The following is a 16863-nucleotide window of genomic DNA, read 5'->3' on the forward strand; positions in this document are numbered from 1 at the left end:
GGGTCAGGCGGGCCGTGCGCCGTACTTGCTGCGGAACTCATCGTAGAGATCGCGCCGCCAGCGCCGGCCGCCGACATAGCCGCGAAGCAATTGCGGCAAGGAGTAACCGAGCGCCTTCGACGAGCGGTTGGCCAGATAGCCGGCAAATGCCTGCGAGATCCTGCCCTTCATCGTGTCGGCAATGATCTGTCTTGCGATCATGTAGGGCGGAATGTCGGGATAGCGGTCGATGATATAGGGATGCTTGCAGATCAGGTTCGCATAGGCTTCGACATAGCCGTCACGCTGGCCGGAGATCGAATTCTCCGAATTGTACTTTTTCCAGTCGACGTCTTCGGACAGTTGCGCGCCACTGCGGCGAGCCAGGCGCAACAGCAATTCGCGATCCTGCATCCGCGCTATGTCGCTGTCGTAGCCGCCGATCGCCAGCAAGGCCTCGCGCCGGGCGGTAATCGCCGATCCGGCAATGAAAATCGTCTGCGCCACCAATGCCCGTTCCAGCGTGTCCCGGCTCAGGAACGCGTCGCGGTTGATGCAGTTGGTGCTGCGGCCACCCTTTAGGGACACGAACGAGCTGATCAGGATTTCGAGCGTTGGGTTCTCCTCGAACCAGGCCAGCGTCCGCTCCAGCCGGTTCGGCAGATAGACGTCGTCGGAATCAAGGAAGGTCACCACGGGGGCGCGTGCGCGCTCAATGCCGGCATTGCGGGCGGCATTGGCGCCTCGCCATTTAGCGCCGACATAGATGAGGCGGGGATCGCGGATGGCGGCAAGCGCGGCTTCGGTGCCATCGGTCGAGCCATCGTCGACGACAATGTGCTCGAAGCGGGTGAGGTTTTGCGCCAGCACGCTCTCCACCGCGCGCAGGACTTTGTCGCGCCGGTTGTGGGTCGGCGTTATCACCGTGATGAGCGGAGCGGGATTCATCGTCTCGGACATGTCGCCTCGGCGCGTTCCACGACAATCGAATGGATCTGATATTCGCCTTCCATGCCCGTCCCAGGTCGCGTTTAGCGGGACCGTACAAAAAAGAAGCACCGGTGTCACGCCAAAGTGAACGGTGGTTGATCCGATGTGGCGAATTTGCAACTCGGCGCTCCAGGCGCCACCCCTTGGCCGGTATGTACTTCGTGGCTTCGGGGTAGATTTCATGACCTTGGAGGCACATTTCATGACCTCTGAGGTACATTTCATGACCTTGGAGGTAATCGACCAGCGTCCGGCGCGTCGGCAAAGTCCCCTGCATGAAGCCTGTTGTTCAGCTTCGATCTTCAAGGGAGTTTCGTCATGACCGCTTACGCCGTTGCCCATATGCGCCAGGCCACAATGGGGCCTGGGATCGTCGAATATCTGCACAGGATCGACGCCACCCTGGAGCCCTTCGGCGGCCGTTTTCTGGTCCATGGCGGCGATGTGGAGGTGATCGAGAACGAATGGCCGGGCCACCTCGTCATCATCGAATTCCCCGACAGGGAGCATGTGCGCGGCTGGTACAATTCGCCGGCCTACCAGGCGATACTGGCCTTGCGCACGGACAATTCCCGAGCCGATGTGGTGTTCGCCGACGGCGTCGAACATCCGCACAAGGCAACGGATGTCCTGAAGTAGGCATATCGCCGGGGCGCGAGTTTCATCGCTTCAGCAGGAACACCGCTTGCTGACCGAAGAAATTCCAGAACCACCACGGCATGGAGAGGCCGATCTTCTGGCCGTTGCCGTCGAGCGCGGTCGCCTTTTCGACAGTGGCGCCGAGCTCGTCGCACAGATTGACGAAGTCGCGAATGGTGCAGAAATGGATGTTGGGCGTGTCGTACCAGGAGTAGGGCAGGTCGTCGTTCACCGGCATCCGCCCATGGACGAACAGCGAGAGGCGCACCCGCCAGTGGCCGAAATTGGGGAAAGAGACGATGGCGCGGTTGCCGATCCGGAGTAGTTCGTCGAGCACCAGCTTGGGGTTGCGGGTCGCCTGCAGCGTCTGCGACAGGACGACGAAATCAAAGCCCTTGTCGGGATAGAATTCGAGATCCTTGTCGGCGTCGCCCTGGATGACCGAAAGGCCGCGCGCCACGCATTCGTTGACGCCGCGCTGCGACAATTCCATCCCGCGGCCGTCGACCTGCTTGGTGTCCTGCAGCAATTCGAGCAGCAGGCCGTCGCCGGAGCCGACGTCCAGCACCCGCGACTGCGGTGGGATGAGATCGGCGACGACTTCGAGGTCGACGCGCTGGGCGCGATTGACGCTCATGGGCGGAACCTTTGCCTGGCGCATGATCCCGATCCGAAAAGTCTGCAACTTTTCGGGGTCATGCGCTGATGCCTGGCGCATGGTCCCGATCCGGAAAGTCGGCAACTTTTCGGGGTCATGCGCTGAGCCCTCTGGCGCGCGCGGCCGAGGCAATGAAGCCATTGATGGCGGCGAACAGCTCCGGCTCGTCGAGCAGGAAGGCGTCGTGGCCGCGGTCGGTCTCGATTTCGACGAAGGAGACCGAAGCGCCTGCCGCGTTCAACGCATGGACGACCGAGCGGCTTTCCTCGGTCGGGAACAGCCAGTCGCTGGTGAAAGAGACCAGGCAAAAGCGGGTTTTGGTGCCGGCGAAGGCGTCGGCCAGCCGTCCGCCATGGTCGGCGGCAAGGTCGAAATAGTCCATCGAACGGGTCATGTAGAGATAGGAATTGGCGTCGAAACGGTCGACGAAGGTCATGCCCTGATGGCGCAGGTAGCTTTCGATCTGGAAATCGGCGTCGAAACCGAAGGTGAGTGCTTCGCGGTCCTGCAGATTGCGGCCGAATTTCCGATGCAGTGCCGCCTCCGACAGATAGGTGATGTGGGCGGCCATGCGCGCCACCGCCAGCCCCTTTTCAGGCCGCTTGCCTAGCTCGAAATATTTGCCGCCATGCCAGTCCGGGTCGGCCATGACAGCTTGCCTGCCGACCTCGTGGAAGGCGATGTTCTGCGAGGAATGGCGGGCGCCGGTGGCGATCGGCAGCGCCGAGAAGACGCGTTCCGGATAGCTCGACGCCCATTGCAGCACCTGCATGCCGCCCATCGAGCCGCCGAGCACGCAGAACAGTTTTTCGATGCCGAAATGGTCGATCAGCATGAGCTGCGCCCGCACCATGTCGCGGATGGTGATGACCGGCAGATCGAGCCCGTAAGGCTTGCCGGTGGCGGGATTGATCGAGGCGGGACCGGTGGAGCCGAGGCAGCCGCCGATGACGTTGGAGCAGATGACGAAGAAGCGGTTGGTGTCGATGATCCTGCCAGGGCCGATCAGCACCTCCCACCAGCCGGGCTTTCCGGTCACCGGATTGGTGTTGGCGACATGCTGGTCGCCGGTCAGGGCGTGGCAGACGAGGATGGCGTTGGAGCGGGCGTCATTGAGGGTGCCGTAGGTCTGGTAGGCGATCTGGAACGGCGACAGCAGCGCGCCGGCGTCGAGCTTGAGCGGCTTGTCGGCGCCGAAACGCAATACCGGGCTCGATGGCTGGTCGGCCTCATTATTGGTTTTTCGAGCGCGCAGAGCGGCCATCACATCCTCTTACACGGCCTTGCGAAGATCGCTTGCGATCGTCGCGCCGATGCGGTCGTCCGGCCGGCCGCGGACAACAAAAAACCGGCAATGCCATCGCAAAGCCGGTTACAGGATGCAAACGGCCCTTTAGCGAGTTGTTTAACGTGGCTGCAAGCCGACCGGCCAAATCACCACGGAATTTCACTCTCTTCTAAGACCGGCGCGGGCCGGCGTCAACGGCCATGATTTGCCACCTCTCGACATTCCGGGCCATGGCTTGTATTTCCGCTGCGGCTTCCGGACGGAAGCACTCTCGACGGATTTTTACGACATGAACCAGACACCGGACAAGGCACGGCCAACGCCCCGCGCGGGGATCATGGACATCGAAGCCTATGTGCCGGGCAAGAGCACGGCGCCGGCCGGCGTGGCGAAAGTCCACAAATTGTCGTCGAACGAGAACCCGCTCGGTCCCTCGCCGAAGGCGATAGAGGCCGCGCGCGAGGTCGCAGCCAGGCTCGACGTCTATCCCGACGGCACCGCCAGGCGCCTGCGCGAGGCGATCGCCGAGGTGCACGGCCTGAATGCGGCAAACATCATCTGTTCCAATGGTTCCGACGAGATTCTGGGCCTGCTGGCGCAGACCTATCTGGCGCCGGGCGACGAAGCTATCTTCACCGAACACGCCTTCATGGTCTACAAGATCTATATCCAGTCGGCAGGTGCTGTCCCGGTGTCGGTCAAGGAAACCGACGAGCGCGCCGATGTCGATGCGATATTGGCGGCCATCACACCGCGTACCAGGATCGTTTTTCTCGCCAATCCCAACAACCCGACCGGCACCTATATGCCGTTCCAGGAGGTGCGTCGGCTGCATGCCGGGCTGCCCAAAAACGTGCTTCTGGTGCTGGACGCGGCTTACGCCGAATATGTGCGCCGCAACGACTATGAAGCCGGCATCGAGTTGGTCGGCGGAACCGAGAACGTGGTCATGACCCGCACCTTCTCCAAGCTCGGGCTTGGCGGCGCGCGGATCGGCTGGATGTACGGGCCCATGCACATCGTCGATGCGATCAACCGCATTCGCGGTCCCTTCAACGTCAATGCGACGGCGATCGAGGCCGGCATTGCCGCGATCCGCGACCGTGCCCATGTCGAGCGCAGCGTCGCGCACAACGAAACCTGGCTTGCTTGGCTGAGCGAGGAGCTGACAAAGCTCGGGCTGCGGGTGACGCCGAGCGTCGGCAATTTCATCCTCATCCATTTTCCCGAGGACAAGAAGCATTCGGCGGCCGCCGCGGACGACTATCTCACCCAGCGCGGCTACATATTGCGGCGTGTTTCCGGCTACGGCTTCCCGCATGCGCTGCGCATGTCTATCGGCACCGAAGAGGCCAATCGCGGCGTTGTCGCCGCACTCACGACATTCCTGAAAAGCTGAGACAATGACATCACCGATGTTCGATAAGATCGCGCTGGTCGGCATCGGCCTGATCGGCTCGTCACTGGCCCGCGTCATCCGCCGCGAGGGCCTGGCCCTGCATGTCGCCATCGCGACGCGCAGCGAAACCACGCTGGCGCGGGCCAGCGACCTGGACCTCGGCTCCTCCTACACCATGGATGCCAGGGAAGCGGTCCGCGATGCCGATCTGGTCATCGTCTCGGTGCCGGTCGGGTCCTCGGGCGAAGTGGCGGAGGAGATTGCGCCGGCACTGAAAAAGGGCGCCATCCTCACCGATGTCGGTTCCACCAAGGCGTCGGTCATCGCACAGATCGAGCCGCATGTGCCCGACGGCGTGCATTTCATCCCTGGCCACCCGCTGGCCGGCACCTAAAAGTCGGGGCCGGACGCCGGCTTCGCCGAGTTGTTCGAAAACCGCTGGTGCATCTTTACGCCGCTGCCCGGCACCGACCCCGTGGCCCTGGAAAAGCTTTCGGAATTCTGGCGCCGCTGCGGGTCCAACATCGACACGATGGATCCGCAGCATCACGACATGACGCTGGCTATCGTCTCGCATCTGCCGCACATCATCGCCTACAACATCGTCGGCACCGCCGACGACTTGCAGTCGGTGACCAAGTCCGAAGTCATCAAATATTCGGCTTCCGGCTTTCGCGACTTCACTCGCCTTGCCGCTTCCGACCCGACCATGTGGCGGGATGTCTGCCTGCACAACAAGGACGCCATCCTCGAAATGCTGGCGCGGTTCTCGGAAGACCTCGCCTCGCTGCAGCGAGCGATCCGCTGGGGTGACGGCGAGAAACTGTTCGACCTGTTCACCCGCACCCGCGCCGTGCGCCGCTCGATCATCGAGGCAGGCCAGGATATCGATGCGCCGGATTTCGGCCGACAGGCGGTCGAGCATCCTGTAAAGCAGTAGTCCGTCTCGGCGGCGGGCCGTCAGTCGGCCGGCCAGTGAGCCGCCATCATGGCCAGCGTCTCGGCCCGGTCCGGCGCGCCCAGCCTGCCGCCGAAACGCAGGCATTTGAGCGCGGCGGCGGCGCTGGCAAAGTGCAAGGCCTGCTCGACCGGCATGGCTTCCGACAATGCGACGGCAAAGGCGCCGTGAAACACGTCGCCAGCGGCCAAAGTGTCCACCGCCTTGATCCGCGGCGCCGCGACATGGCGCACGGATTGCGCCGGGCGATCGAACCACCAGCTTCCCGCCGCTCCGCCGGTCACCGCGACGAAGGCGTCCGTGCGGCTGGCGAGATCGGCGCAGGCGGTCTCCGGGTCCAAGGCCTGGCCACAGACGATGCGCGCGGCCGATTCCGAAGCAACGATGTGCGAGGCCAGCGGCAGCAGATGCTCCAGTACCTCGAGCGGCGCGGTGTCGGCGTCCAGTATCGCCGGCCGGCCGATGGCGCGCGCCGCCGCCAGCGCCAGGGCGGCGGCGCCCGGCCAGCGCACATCGACCAGCACGGCATCGAAGGCCGTGAGATCCGCGACAGGCAGCGCCACGGGATCGGCCTGCGTGCGCGTGTCGTAGAAAGGGACGATGACACGCTCGCCATGGGCATCGACCAGGATGGCGGCCAGTGCCGATCGCGCGCCGGGAATTCGCCGGACAAGACTGCAATCGACGCCTTCGGCCTCGACCTCAGCGATGAGACGATCGCCGACGGCGTCGTCCCCGGCGCTGGCCCAGAGCGATACCGCCGCGCCGAGGCGTCGCGCGGCGCAGGCGGCACTTGTCGCCATGCCCGAGGCGATCTGGACACCATCGGTGGCTATGAACTTGCCCTGATGCACGGGCAGGGTCTCGACACGAAGGATGGTGTCTTGGGTAAACGCGCCAACGCTGAGGAGCCTGACCGGTTTTTTCATGGGGTCAGTCGACCGGCTTGATCTTGCCCAGCGGGATGAAACCCAGCGAGGCCTTGCCCTTGACGATCCTCAGCGGCATCGACGGTTCGTTGCCGAGCAGGGCCAGTCCGGCAAAGCCGGTTTCAATCTGTCTTTTCTGCTCTGGGATAGCCGCGCCGAGGATTGCCGCAACGGCTTTCGGGTCGTTCAGCTTGATCATCAGGTTGGCGTCGATCAGGCCGTCGGTGTTGACCGACACCGGTCCGGAAACGGTGATACGTGCGGTTCCCGACGACAGATCGAGCTTGGTGATGTCGACAGCCTGGCCGCGCAGGCTCCTGGCTTGCATCTTGATCAGCGCCAGCCCGTTCTTCAAGGTCACCTCGCCGCTGCCGTTGAGCGGCGGCAGCACGCGCCCATCGATGGCATCCGGGTCGATTTCGAGATCGGTAAAACTCCCGACATAACCGATGTCCTGGCCATTCGGACTGAGTTGCCCGGCCGCCGTCCCGGCGCTGAACAGTTCGACCGGATCGGTGCCGTCGGCCGGGTCGGTCTGGCCGGACAGGCCTTCGGTCTCCAGCGAAACGCGCCGCGGCAGGGGCCAGGACAATTTTGCGTTCGCCTGCAGATTGTCCCAGTCGATCCACAGCGGCGCCATACCCGGAAACGAGGTTCTGAGCGGCCCGCGCAATTCGGCAAAAGGCGACAGGATCCGGTCGATCCGCGTGACGGCATTGAGGCTGCCGCTCGAAACGGCGACGTTCCTGTTGTCGTCCTGATACGCCAGATTGTCACAGGAAATGGCAAAGCTCAGCGGATAGCCGCCGACTGTGAGATTGGCGCAGTCAGCCTCGATGCCCTTGCCGTTGAGCTCGGTGACGGCCTTGTCGGTTTCGCTCCTGACCTTGTCGGCCAGGTAGAACCAGCCGGCGCTGTAGATGCCGAACAGCACCGCAACGAAGGCGGCAAGCCAGAAGAGGCGGCGGCGAAAATTCGGCGGGCGCTCTTCACTTGACGTCATGCTGCGGCTCTCGTTAACGCGTGTTGCAGGAATCGCTTCCGGCAACAGAGATAGACGGAGACGATTGAAAAGACACCGATTCCGGTGCGGTGCTGCAGTCAGGCTTGGCGATATGGGCGATTTTTGGGTTTTTGGCTATGGTTCACTGATCTGGCGGCCGGGATTTGCGCATGTCGAGACGCGGCGCGCGCGCCTCCACGGCTACCGCCGGTCGCTCTGCGTCTATTCCTATGTGCATCGCGGCACGCGCGAGCGGCCCGGCCTGGTGCTCGGCCTCGATCGCGGCGGCTCCTGCGTCGGACTGGCTTTCCGCGTCCCCGGTGACCTGCGCGACGAAGTCATCGCCTATCTGCGTGAGCGCGAGCTGGTCACCAGTGTCTATCTCGAGCGCATGCTGCGGGTCCGCCTCGACGACAGCGATACAGGCGCGGACAGGACGGTCGAGGCGGTCGCCTATGTCGTCGACCGCGACCATGAGCAATATGCCGGCGCGCTGGATGAAGCGGACGCGGCGCGCGTGGTTCGCGGCGCCGTCGGCCGGTCGGGAAAGAACGAGGACTATGTATCGAACACGCTGGAGCATCTCGAGGCGCTGGGCATCCGTGACCATTGGCTGGAAGAGGTGGCGCGACAGGTCGCGCCTTTGTGAAGCACTGGTGGGGTGTAAAGGACGACCTGGCCTTTGACCTCCGTGCCGCACGACATAGGTTAAGCGCAGTCGGGCGCGTTCCCGTCCGAGCTTTCCCATCCTCATGGAGATCAGCCTTGCAGAAACGTCGTCTCGGTCAAACCGACCTGTCCATCGCGCCGCTGGTTCTGGGCGGCAACGTCTTCGGCTGGACCGCCGACGAGAAAACCTCCTTCGACCTGCTCGACCGGTTCGTCGACGCCGGCCTCAACGCCATCGACACCGCCGATTCCTATTCGCGCTGGATTGCCGGCAACAAGGGCGGCGAATCGGAAACCATCATCGGCAAATGGATGAAGAGCCGCGGCAATCGCGACAAGGTCGTGGTGATCACCAAGGTCGGGTCGGATATGGGGCAGGGCAGGAAGGACCTTTCCGCCGCTTATATCGAGAAAGCCATAGACGCGTCGCTGAAGCGGCTGCAGACCGATGTTGTCGATCTGTATCTGTCGCACTGGCCGGATCCGGCCACGCCTTACGAGGAAACGCTCGGCGCCTACCAGAAGCTCCTGGCCAAGGGCAAGATCCGCTACGCTGGCGCGTCGAACCTCGATGCCGGGCAGTTGCGTGCCGCGCTCGACGTTGCGAGCCTGCGGGGCCTGCCGCGTTACGAGGTCTTGCAGCCGGAATACAATCTCTACGACCGCTCGTCCTTCGACGGCGCGCTGCACGATCTGTGCGTGGCCGAGAATATCGGTGTGATCACCTATTTCAGCCTCGCCAAGGGGTTTTTGAGCGGCAAGTACCGCAGCGAGGCCGATCTCGGCAAAAGCGCGCGCGGCGATGGCGTCAAGGATTATCTCAATGCGCGCGGCATGCGCATCCTGGCCGCCCTCGATGCGGTATCGGCCCGGCATTCGGCCAAACAGGCGGAAGTGGCGCTCGCCTGGGTGATAGCGCGACCCGGCGTGACCGCCCCGATCGCCAGCGCCACGACGCTCGATCAGATCGACAGCCTGGTACGCGCGGCATCGTTGAAGCTCGGACCGGACGACATGGCCGAACTCGACAAAGCGAGCGCGTAGCCCAAATCTCAAGCTGCTTGTCCTCCCTGGACATTCCAGCACTAAATTTAGGCATCCCGGCTGGGATGCACGATCGTTCAAGACATCCGGCGCGGCCCTGCCATACCGTCCCTTCATCGTCGCAAGATGCGGGGACGGCAGGTGGCCGAGCAGACCCTCTCCAATCCGGAACTATGGCAGCACTTGCTCGCGCTTGTCCTGGCATCGACGGTCGTCATGGGCAGTCCGGGGCCGGCGACGATAAGCGTCACCGCTGTCGCGGCCGCCTTCGGCCTGCGCCAATCGCTCCGCTACACCTGGGGCGTCATCGTTGGCACCATTGCGGTGCTTTTGGTGGTGACGACGGGCGTCATGGCAGTGCTCGCCTCTGTACCGAAACTGACGCCGCTGCTGACCGCGGCGTCAGCGGCCTACATCCTCTACCTTGCCTTCAAGATCGCAACGGCCCCGCCCGTGGCGGCGCGCGCCGTCGGGGCCGCGCTTCCCACCTTCCTGGGCGGGTTCCTGCTGGCCATCGCCAACCCAAAAGCCTATGTGGCGATTGCCGCCGTGTTCGCCGGTACGTCCGACCTCGACACGCGGCTCAAACTGGTGGTCGTGGCCGTGATGATCGTCGCTATCCACGTCCTGTGGCTTCTCGCCGGGGCAGCGTTTGCGCGCTTCCTGCGCAGGCCGCGCGCCTCGCGGATCATCAATTTGATCTTCGCGGCGACGCTGGTCTTAACCACGGCGCTGGCTGCGTTTTCTTGAGGTCAATCCATTTCGGCCGAAAAAATCTGAATCAGGCTTTCTGTTTCGCGGCCGCGCCCAGTTCAGCCAGCCGCTTCACCGCCGTTGGCGGCATGGGTGGCGGGTTTGGCGAGCGTGAGGCTTCGACGAGCAGCTGGTCGCAAGCGGCTTCCGTCTCGCTGATCAGCCGTTCCATGAATGCCTCCTTGTCCAGTCCGGGCGGGATCGGTGGCAGGAAGCGGGCCTTGATCGTGCCGGGATAGCGCATGAATTTCCGGCGTGGCCAATAGAGGCCTGCAACATGAGCGACCGGCACCACTGGCACGCCAAGCTGCGCGTAGAGCTCGACGATGCCGTATTTGTAAGCCGGCTCGTCGCCCGGCGCCCGGCGCGTGCCCTCGGGATAGATGATCAGCTGGCGCGGGTTGCGCGCCATCTCCTGCCTGGTGGCGGCGACCACCGCTTTGAGCGCTTTCGAGCGGCTGCCGCGGTCGACCGGGATCATCCGCATCTTCATGATGTACCAGCCAAAGAAGGGGATCCAGGTCAATTCGCGCTTGAGGATATAGAGGGGGTCCTTGAGGAAGGGGAAGAAGGCGATCGCGTCCCAGAAGGACTGGTGCTTGGGCGCCAGGATGAAGGAGCCTTCGGGCAGGTTTTCCAGCCCGGTAATGTCGTTTCCGGTGCCGGCGATCTTGTCGTAGAGCCACATCGAGGTGCGCGACCAGAATTTCGGCACGAACCAGGCGCGGTGGCGAGGCGACAGAAAATAGTAGGGCGTCCAGAGGATCATCTGGACGATCAAATTGACGTAGAAGACGAGGTTGAACGCCAGCGAGCGGATATAGAGCATGTGGGAAGTGCCCGGTGAGGAAGTGTGCGTTGGTTACACCAAGCGCGGGCAAAAAGGAAACGGCACGATGGCGCGGATCGGTCCGGCCGGCAATGAGCTGCAGTTCAGCTTCTTCTCCCAGTCTACCACGTCGCCTGCGCCAGGCGCTCCCTGAGGCGTGGGGCGGCGAAATCGAGGAAGGCGCGCAGCTTCACCGGCAGCAGGCCCTGGCCGGCATGCACGAGGTTCACCGGCCATGGCTGCGGCTCGAACGCCTCCAGCACCGGGCAGAGCGTGCCCGAGCGCACCGCGGCGGCGATCTGGTAGGAAAGCACCCTTGTAACCCCGACACCGGCAATCGCGGCATCGATCGCCGCTTCCGCGGTGTTGACCCGAAGCCTGGAGCGGATCGTGACGGCGCGTTCGGTCTTGCCTGTGGCGAAAGTCCATGTGGCGGGAGAGGTCAGCCCCTCGAAGGCGATGCAACTGTGCGCGGCAAGGTCGCTCGGGGTCTTCGGCGTGCCGTGTTCGGCGAGATAGGTCGGGCTCGCGCAGACGACGCGACGGATCGAGCCGACGCGGATGGCGACCAGGCTCGAATCGGGAAGCTGGCCGATGCGGATGGCGAGATCGATATGCTCCTCGATCAACTGGGTTATCCGGTCCGCAAGCGTCAGGCGGATGTCCACGTCGGGGTAGGCTGCGAGGAAGCCGGTGACGACCGGCAACACGTGCAGGCGGCCAAGGACGATCGGCGCGGTGACGATCAATTCGCCGGTCGGTGTGCTGTATTCGCCGGCAGCGGCACGCTCGGCCTCGCCGACCTCACCCAGAATGCGGCGGCAGGCGGCGAGATAGGCTTGGCCGGCATCGGTCAGCGTTAGCCGCCGCGTCGAGCGATTCAGGAGACGCGTCTCCAGATGCCGCTCCAGATCGGAGACTTTGCGGCTGACCGTTGCGAGCGGAATGCCGAAATGGCGCCCCGCGGCCGAAAGGCTGCCGGCTTCCGCGGCGGCGACGAAAAGCGACATGGCTTCGAAACGATCCATAGGTTCTTCCGGAAAATGGAAGGATAGATTGCAAATATGCCATCTGCATCCGAAAGATGGAAGGTTCTATTTAGAGCGGATTATGGTTCGAGGCTCTGCCTGAAGGAGGCTTCATGAACGCCCATGCTTTCACCAGCGACGTCGCCTTTACACCGACCGTCAAGGCGATCCAGGCTCGCAAAGGCTCTCGCGAGGCCTATGCCCGGGTCGAGGAGCGCGGCGGCTGGCAGGCCAGTATCACGCCCGATCTCGCCGCCTTCATCGAGGCGCAGACCAGCGTCTTCCTCTCGACGGCCAATGGCGAGGGCCAGCCTTATATCCAGCATCGCGGCGGGCCGGCCGGCTTCCTCAAGGTGCTCGACGAGCGGACGATCGGTTTCGCGGATTTCGCCGGCAACAGGCAATTCATCACCCAGGGCAATCTGGCCGATAATCCGCGCGCCTTCCTGTTCCTGATCGACTATGCGCACCGGCAGCGCATCAAGCTCTGGGGCAGAGCGCGCGTGGTCGAGGATGATGCGGAACTGATGGCGAAGCTGATGCCGGAAGGCTACAAGGCTAGGCCCGAGCAGATCATCCTGTTCACGGTCTCGGCCTGGGATGCCAATTGCCCGCAGCACATCCCGCAACGGTTCGAAGCGGCCGACGTGGCCGCGGCGCTGGCCGAGCGGGACAAGCGTATCGACTTGCTCGAACAGGAGATCGCGCGCCTGCGCGGCATTCCAAGCACTGCGGGCAAAGAATAATGCTGTCGCTCCGGGTCCAAGGGCGGCTTAATTCGGTGCGGCAGCCTCGGCCAGCGCGATGCCGTCAGGCGTCGGCTTCACCGGCACGATGCCGCGCGCCAGCGCCAGCAGGTACTTGTTGTATTCAGTGAACAGCACGCGCAATGCCCGGGGCTTGGTCAGCCAGCCGCCATTGTCGAGATTGGTGTTGACCACCGGGTAGGGCTCAAGCTTGGCGCCATGCAAGAGCCTGCCCATCTCCAGCAGGCTGCGCGGCATGTGATAGTTGTTGGTGACGAGGATCACGGTGCCGTAGGCGTGGTCTTCCACCCATTTGGCGCTTTCCTCGGCATTGCCGATCGTGTCGAGCGCGGCGCGGTCGATGTCGACGCAGCAGGAAAACAGCTTCTTGTCACCGCCGGTCGCGGCCTGAAGCTGGCGGCGGCTGGCGGATGGATGCACGCCGCTGATCAGCAGCCGTTCGCCCTTGCCGGACGCAAGCAGGTTCATCGCCGCGTCAAGGCGCGACTGGCCCCCGGTCAAAACGATGATAGCATCGGCCTTGACCGGATTGGCAGGCGTCGTCAGGTGACTGACGGTATTGGCAAAGAAGGCAAAGCCGCCGACAAAAACCGCTATGAGCGCGATCAGGGTATAAGCGCAGACACGGATGACGGAACTTAGCCGGCCAAGTTTGCCAAAGCCACGCGACGGCATGACCAGAACTGGCATGCGTCCAGCCGTATCGATCGAGTCCCTCGCGTCCATCATCTCATGGTTAACCCCGAATTGCGGCCTTTGATAGGTCGAAGTCGCACTTTGCGTTACGGCAGGTTTCCATCCGTGATCGGTACTTTTGCGCATGTCGTCGTTGGGCAGCATGCATTAGCCGCCGTCCGGCTGGCGAACATCGATGTCGCTGAGATAGGCAACGACGGTGACATGGGAGGTTGCCGCCGTCAGCGCGCCGACGACCAGCACCATGAGGGCGACGCCGAAATAGCCTGCCGAACCGATAGCGAAATTGCCGAACAGGGCAGTCGCCTGGTCGGCCTGCGGCGTCGCCATGTTGCGCGACGACCACCATGAGAAGACGATGAAGACGAGGATTGCCGCCGCACCGCCGGCGGCCGCGCCCTTCATGCCGGTGACCAGGAAATGCTGGCGGAATTCGCGAGCGATGAAGCGCGCCTCGGCGCCGACGAAATGCAGCACCTCGATGATATGGCCATTGCCGGCCATGGCGCCGCGCGTGGCGAATACCACGGTGAGCACGGTTGCCGACAGCATCAGCGCCAGCACGGCGATGCCGATGGTCACCGTGGTGCGGGCCATGGCCACCAGACGGTCGACCCAGGTGCGATGGTCGTCGAGGGACGCACTCGGCAGCTTCGGCGTGATCGCCGCGCGCATGGCGGCGAAGTCGGGCGGGTTGTTCTCGTCGATGGTGACGATGATCAGACGCGGCACCGGCAGTTCGTCGATGTTGAGACCCGAACCCAGCCACGGCTCCAAAAGCCGTGCCGTAGCGTCGCGGTCGATGATCCTTGTGGCCTTGACGCCCGGGAATTCACCGGCGATCCCGGAGGCCTGGGCAAGGGCTGCCTCCATGTCGAGACCGTCGACTGGCTTGATCTGGATCGTCGCCTCGCGCGAGATCTGGTTCTCCCAGACCGAGGCGGTGTCGCGCACCAGCGTCACCGCGCCGAAGGTCAGGCAGGTGAGGAACGTCATGATGGCGATGACCAGCAGCAGCGCCCGGCCGGCGATGTTCTGCGCCGGCACGATCGGCGCCATCTTGCGCTGGGCGCGGGGTTTTATCCCGGCCTCTTCGATGCCCTGATCCCTAAGATGTTCGGCGGGAAGGTCAGTCATAGATATCCAGCCTCCCGCCGGCCAGGATCATGCGCCGTGCGTCGACCTGTTCCATCAGGCCGAGGTCGTGCGTGGCGATCACCACCGCGGTGCCCAGCCGGTTGAGTTCGATGAACAGCCTGAGCAGACGCCGAGCCAATGGCGGATCGACATTGCCGGTCGGCTCGTCCGCCAGCAGGATCTCGGGCTGCTCGATCAGCGCCCTGGCGATGGCGGCGCGCTGCTTCTCGCCACCCGACAGCACCGGCGGCAGCACATGCATGCGTTCGCCAAGGCCGACCCATTTCAGCAATTCGGTGACGTCGGTGCGGTAGCTCATCTCCTCGCGCCCGCGCACGCGCAACGGCAAGGCGACATTCTCGTAGGTCGTCATGTGGTCGAGCAGTCGAAAATCCTGGAACACTACGCCGATGCGACGCCGCAGATGCGGCAGTTCGGCGCGCGAGATCCGCGAACGGTCCTTGCCGAAAATGGTGATCAGCCCGCGTGTCGGCTTGAGCGACATGAACAAAAGCCGCAGCAGCGTCGTCTTGCCGGCGCCCGAAGGCCCGCTCAGGAACTGGAAGGAACGCTCCGGTATGTGCAGGGAAATGTCGCGGAGGATTTCCGGACCCATGCCATAGCGGAGGCCGACATTTTCGAAGCGGATCACGTTCGACGACCTGAAACTTGCGGTGGCGAAACGCCAGCCTTTTCCTGGAAAAGACCATCGGCCGGCATGGTTAACCCTTGGTTAATTTTCGATGTTTTTCGGTTCGTCACAGCGGTTCCGGTGGGGAAGCGTTAACCATTTCCATTTACGCAAAAGAAACGAAGAGCAAACAAGTGGTGCAGTGTTGGCCATGATGGCTGAGGATCGAACCGCGCGCCCGGTTTCCGGCGAAATCATGACGGATACGGCCGTCGTGCCGGAACGCGTCATGCGTGGCCCAGCCGCCGACATTGTCGAAGCCGACTACGAAGTGGTATCCCGCGCTGCCGCCGATATCGATCCGTCGCCGCCGCCTTCGCGCGTGATCGACACGCCATCGATCGAAGGCATGGACATGCTTCGCAAGGCGGAAGCCGCCGCGGAGCGGCCGCTGGCATCGCGCGGCGGGCCGATCTTCTGGATTGCCGGCCTCAGCGCCGCCTTTGCGGCCTTCTGGGTCTCGGGTGGCCACACGCTGGTGCGCCATGCGCCTTTCTGGGCTGTTGAACAGCCGGCCGGCGTCGCGCTCAGCATTTCCGGCGTCACTTCCCGCGTCGATGCCTCCGGTCCCGATCCGGTGTTGCTTGTCAACGCCGAGGCGACCAATGACGGGGCCAAGGCTGCGCAATTGCCGCCGCTGGAAATCCGGGTCATCGGCAATGACGGCCGCATCACCCGCTACACGTTGGGGGCATCCAATCGGCCGCTGGCGCCTGGCGAAAGATTTGGCTTTTCCAGCAGACTCGATGTGCCTAGAAATGGCGTTAAGGCGGTCTCGGTGACGTTCGCCAGCTAGGAAAGCAAAGAATGCCAATCGTGCGCGGCAAGGACATCGAAGTCCTGTTTTCGGCATCGGCGATCGCCCGCCGCAATCTCGAACTGGCCAAGGAGATCGCCGGGCACGATTACCAGGATCTTCTGGTGATCTCGGTGCTGAAGGGCTCGTTCATCTTCGCCGCCGATCTCATTCGCGCCATGCACGATGTCGGCCTGTCGCCCGAGGTGGAATTCATCTTCATCTCCAGCTACGGCGCGGGTACCAGCAGCGGCGAGGTGAAGGTGCTGCGCGATATCGACAATGAGGTCGCCGGCCGCGACGTGCTGTTGATCGACGACATTCTCGAATCCGGCAAGACGTTGTCCTTCACCCGCGACCTGATGCTGTCGCGCGGCGCCAGAAGCTGCGCCATCGCCGTGTTGCTCGACAAGCGCATGCGCCGCCAGACCGCGCTCAACGCCGACTATGTCGGCTTCGACTGCCCCGACTATTTCGTCGTCGGCTACGGCATGGATGTCGCCCACGCCTTTCGTGAGCTGCCGTTCGTCGGCGTCGTCAAAGGCGACGCCTAGATTGATGCCGTTCTTGGTTCAGGAAAAGTCAACTTTTCCTCGCCAAGTATTCGCGC

The 16863-nt window shown here is 63.5% G+C and carries 18 protein-coding genes, 1 pseudogene and 1 riboswitch; of the genes and pseudogenes, 9 read left to right on the forward strand and 10 right to left on the reverse strand.

The window, feature by feature from the left end; translation table 11 throughout:
- Positions 1-3: 3 nt before the first annotated feature.
- Positions 4-939, reverse strand: a complete 936-nt coding sequence (locus AC0L2H_RS25170) for a glycosyltransferase family 2 protein (protein WP_473592769.1) — start codon at positions 937-939, stop codon at positions 4-6.
- A 348-nt stretch (positions 940-1287) separates the two neighbouring features.
- Here AC0L2H_RS25170 and AC0L2H_RS25175 point away from each other — a divergent pair, with 348 nt between their 5' ends.
- Positions 1288-1608 (forward strand): DUF1330 domain-containing protein, encoded by a 321-nt coding sequence (locus AC0L2H_RS25175; protein ID WP_473592768.1) that lies wholly within the window; start codon positions 1288-1290, stop codon positions 1606-1608.
- A 22-nt stretch (positions 1609-1630) separates the two neighbouring features.
- Here the strand turns inward: AC0L2H_RS25175 and metW are convergent, their stop codons facing one another.
- Together metW and metX are read right to left on the reverse strand one after the other, a co-directional pair.
- A complete protein-coding gene (metW, locus tag AC0L2H_RS25180) occupies positions 1631-2245 on the reverse strand; it encodes a methionine biosynthesis protein MetW (RefSeq protein WP_107650738.1) in 615 nt (204 codons plus the stop codon).
- Positions 2246-2360: 115 nt separating this feature from the next.
- On the reverse strand, positions 2361-3530 hold the full coding sequence (metX, locus tag AC0L2H_RS25185; RefSeq protein WP_473592767.1) for a homoserine O-acetyltransferase MetX: 1170 nt from the start codon (positions 3528-3530) through the stop codon (positions 2361-2363).
- 109 nt (positions 3531-3639) lie between these two features.
- Positions 3640-3717, reverse strand: a riboswitch (SAM riboswitch).
- Between the two features lie 126 nt (positions 3718-3843).
- Here metX and hisC point away from each other — a divergent pair.
- Positions 3844-4953, forward strand: a complete 1110-nt coding sequence (gene hisC, locus AC0L2H_RS25190) for a histidinol-phosphate transaminase (RefSeq protein ID WP_473592766.1) — start codon at positions 3844-3846, stop codon at positions 4951-4953.
- Positions 4954-4957: 4 nt separating this feature from the next.
- Positions 4958-5893 (forward strand): annotated as a pseudogene (locus AC0L2H_RS25195) (prephenate/arogenate dehydrogenase family protein).
- A gap of 20 nt (positions 5894-5913) precedes the next feature.
- Here AC0L2H_RS25195 and AC0L2H_RS25200 read toward each other — a convergent pair.
- Both AC0L2H_RS25200 and AC0L2H_RS25205 read right to left on the reverse strand, forming a co-directional pair.
- Positions 5914-6840 carry a sugar kinase gene (locus tag AC0L2H_RS25200; RefSeq protein ID WP_473592765.1) on the reverse strand — a complete coding sequence of 309 codons (927 nt, stop codon included), beginning with the start codon at positions 6838-6840 and terminating at the stop codon, positions 5914-5916.
- 4 nt (positions 6841-6844) lie between these two features.
- Positions 6845-7843, reverse strand: a complete 999-nt coding sequence (locus AC0L2H_RS25205) for a DUF2125 domain-containing protein (protein WP_473592764.1) — start codon at positions 7841-7843, stop codon at positions 6845-6847.
- Positions 7844-7955: 112 nt separating this feature from the next.
- On the opposite strand from AC0L2H_RS25205, the gene AC0L2H_RS25210 reads away from it, so the two are divergent.
- The 3 genes from AC0L2H_RS25210 to AC0L2H_RS25220 all read left to right on the forward strand — a co-directional run bounded on the left by AC0L2H_RS25210 (position 7956) and on the right by AC0L2H_RS25220 (position 10306).
- The gene (locus tag AC0L2H_RS25210; RefSeq protein WP_473592763.1) at positions 7956-8492 is read left to right on the forward strand and encodes a gamma-glutamylcyclotransferase; all 537 of its coding nucleotides are present in this window, start codon (positions 7956-7958) and stop codon (positions 8490-8492) included.
- A 116-nt stretch (positions 8493-8608) separates the two neighbouring features.
- The gene (locus tag AC0L2H_RS25215) at positions 8609-9556 is read left to right on the forward strand and encodes an aldo/keto reductase (protein WP_473592762.1); all 948 of its coding nucleotides are present in this window, start codon (positions 8609-8611) and stop codon (positions 9554-9556) included.
- A gap of 126 nt (positions 9557-9682) precedes the next feature.
- Positions 9683-10306, forward strand: coding sequence for a LysE family translocator (locus AC0L2H_RS25220; RefSeq protein WP_473592761.1), 624 nt, complete (start codon positions 9683-9685; stop codon positions 10304-10306).
- A 31-nt stretch (positions 10307-10337) separates the two neighbouring features.
- Here the strand turns inward: AC0L2H_RS25220 and AC0L2H_RS25225 are convergent, their stop codons facing one another.
- A complete protein-coding gene (locus AC0L2H_RS25225) occupies positions 10338-11138 on the reverse strand; it encodes a lysophospholipid acyltransferase family protein (RefSeq protein ID WP_473592760.1) in 801 nt (266 codons plus the stop codon).
- A gap of 122 nt (positions 11139-11260) precedes the next feature.
- Complete coding sequence (locus tag AC0L2H_RS25230) at positions 11261-12166, reverse strand: LysR family transcriptional regulator (protein ID WP_473592759.1); 906 nt, start codon at positions 12164-12166, stop codon at positions 11261-11263.
- Positions 12167-12279: 113 nt separating this feature from the next.
- Between AC0L2H_RS25230 and AC0L2H_RS25235 the strand changes: the two genes are divergently transcribed.
- Positions 12280-12912: a pyridoxamine 5'-phosphate oxidase family protein gene (locus AC0L2H_RS25235; protein ID WP_473592758.1), complete on the forward strand. Its 633-nt coding sequence runs from the start codon at positions 12280-12282 to the stop codon at positions 12910-12912.
- Positions 12913-12939: 27 nt separating this feature from the next.
- Here AC0L2H_RS25235 and AC0L2H_RS25240 read toward each other — a convergent pair whose 3' ends face one another.
- The 3 genes from AC0L2H_RS25240 to ftsE form a co-directional block, all read right to left on the reverse strand.
- Positions 12940-13623, reverse strand: a complete 684-nt coding sequence (locus AC0L2H_RS25240; RefSeq protein ID WP_473592756.1) for a YdcF family protein — start codon at positions 13621-13623, stop codon at positions 12940-12942.
- A 153-nt stretch (positions 13624-13776) separates the two neighbouring features.
- Positions 13777-14766: a cell division protein FtsX gene (locus tag AC0L2H_RS25245; protein WP_473592754.1), complete on the reverse strand. Its 990-nt coding sequence runs from the start codon at positions 14764-14766 to the stop codon at positions 13777-13779.
- Entirely contained in the window at positions 14759-15418 is a 660-nt protein-coding gene (gene ftsE, locus AC0L2H_RS25250) for a cell division ATP-binding protein FtsE (RefSeq protein WP_006328438.1), read from the reverse strand. The genes AC0L2H_RS25245 and ftsE overlap by 8 nt, the downstream gene beginning before the upstream one ends.
- A 190-nt stretch (positions 15419-15608) precedes the next feature.
- Between ftsE and AC0L2H_RS25255 the strand changes: the two genes are divergently transcribed.
- Together AC0L2H_RS25255 and hpt are read left to right on the forward strand one after the other, a co-directional pair.
- Positions 15609-16253, forward strand: coding sequence for a hypothetical protein (locus AC0L2H_RS25255; protein ID WP_473592752.1), 645 nt, complete (start codon positions 15609-15611; stop codon positions 16251-16253).
- Between the two features lie 11 nt (positions 16254-16264).
- Positions 16265-16807 carry a hypoxanthine phosphoribosyltransferase gene (gene hpt, locus AC0L2H_RS25260; protein ID WP_473592751.1) on the forward strand — a complete coding sequence of 181 codons (543 nt, stop codon included), beginning with the start codon at positions 16265-16267 and terminating at the stop codon, positions 16805-16807.
- Positions 16808-16863 lie beyond the last annotated feature (56 nt).

This window comes from Mesorhizobium sp. WSM4871, from assembly GCF_055811295.1.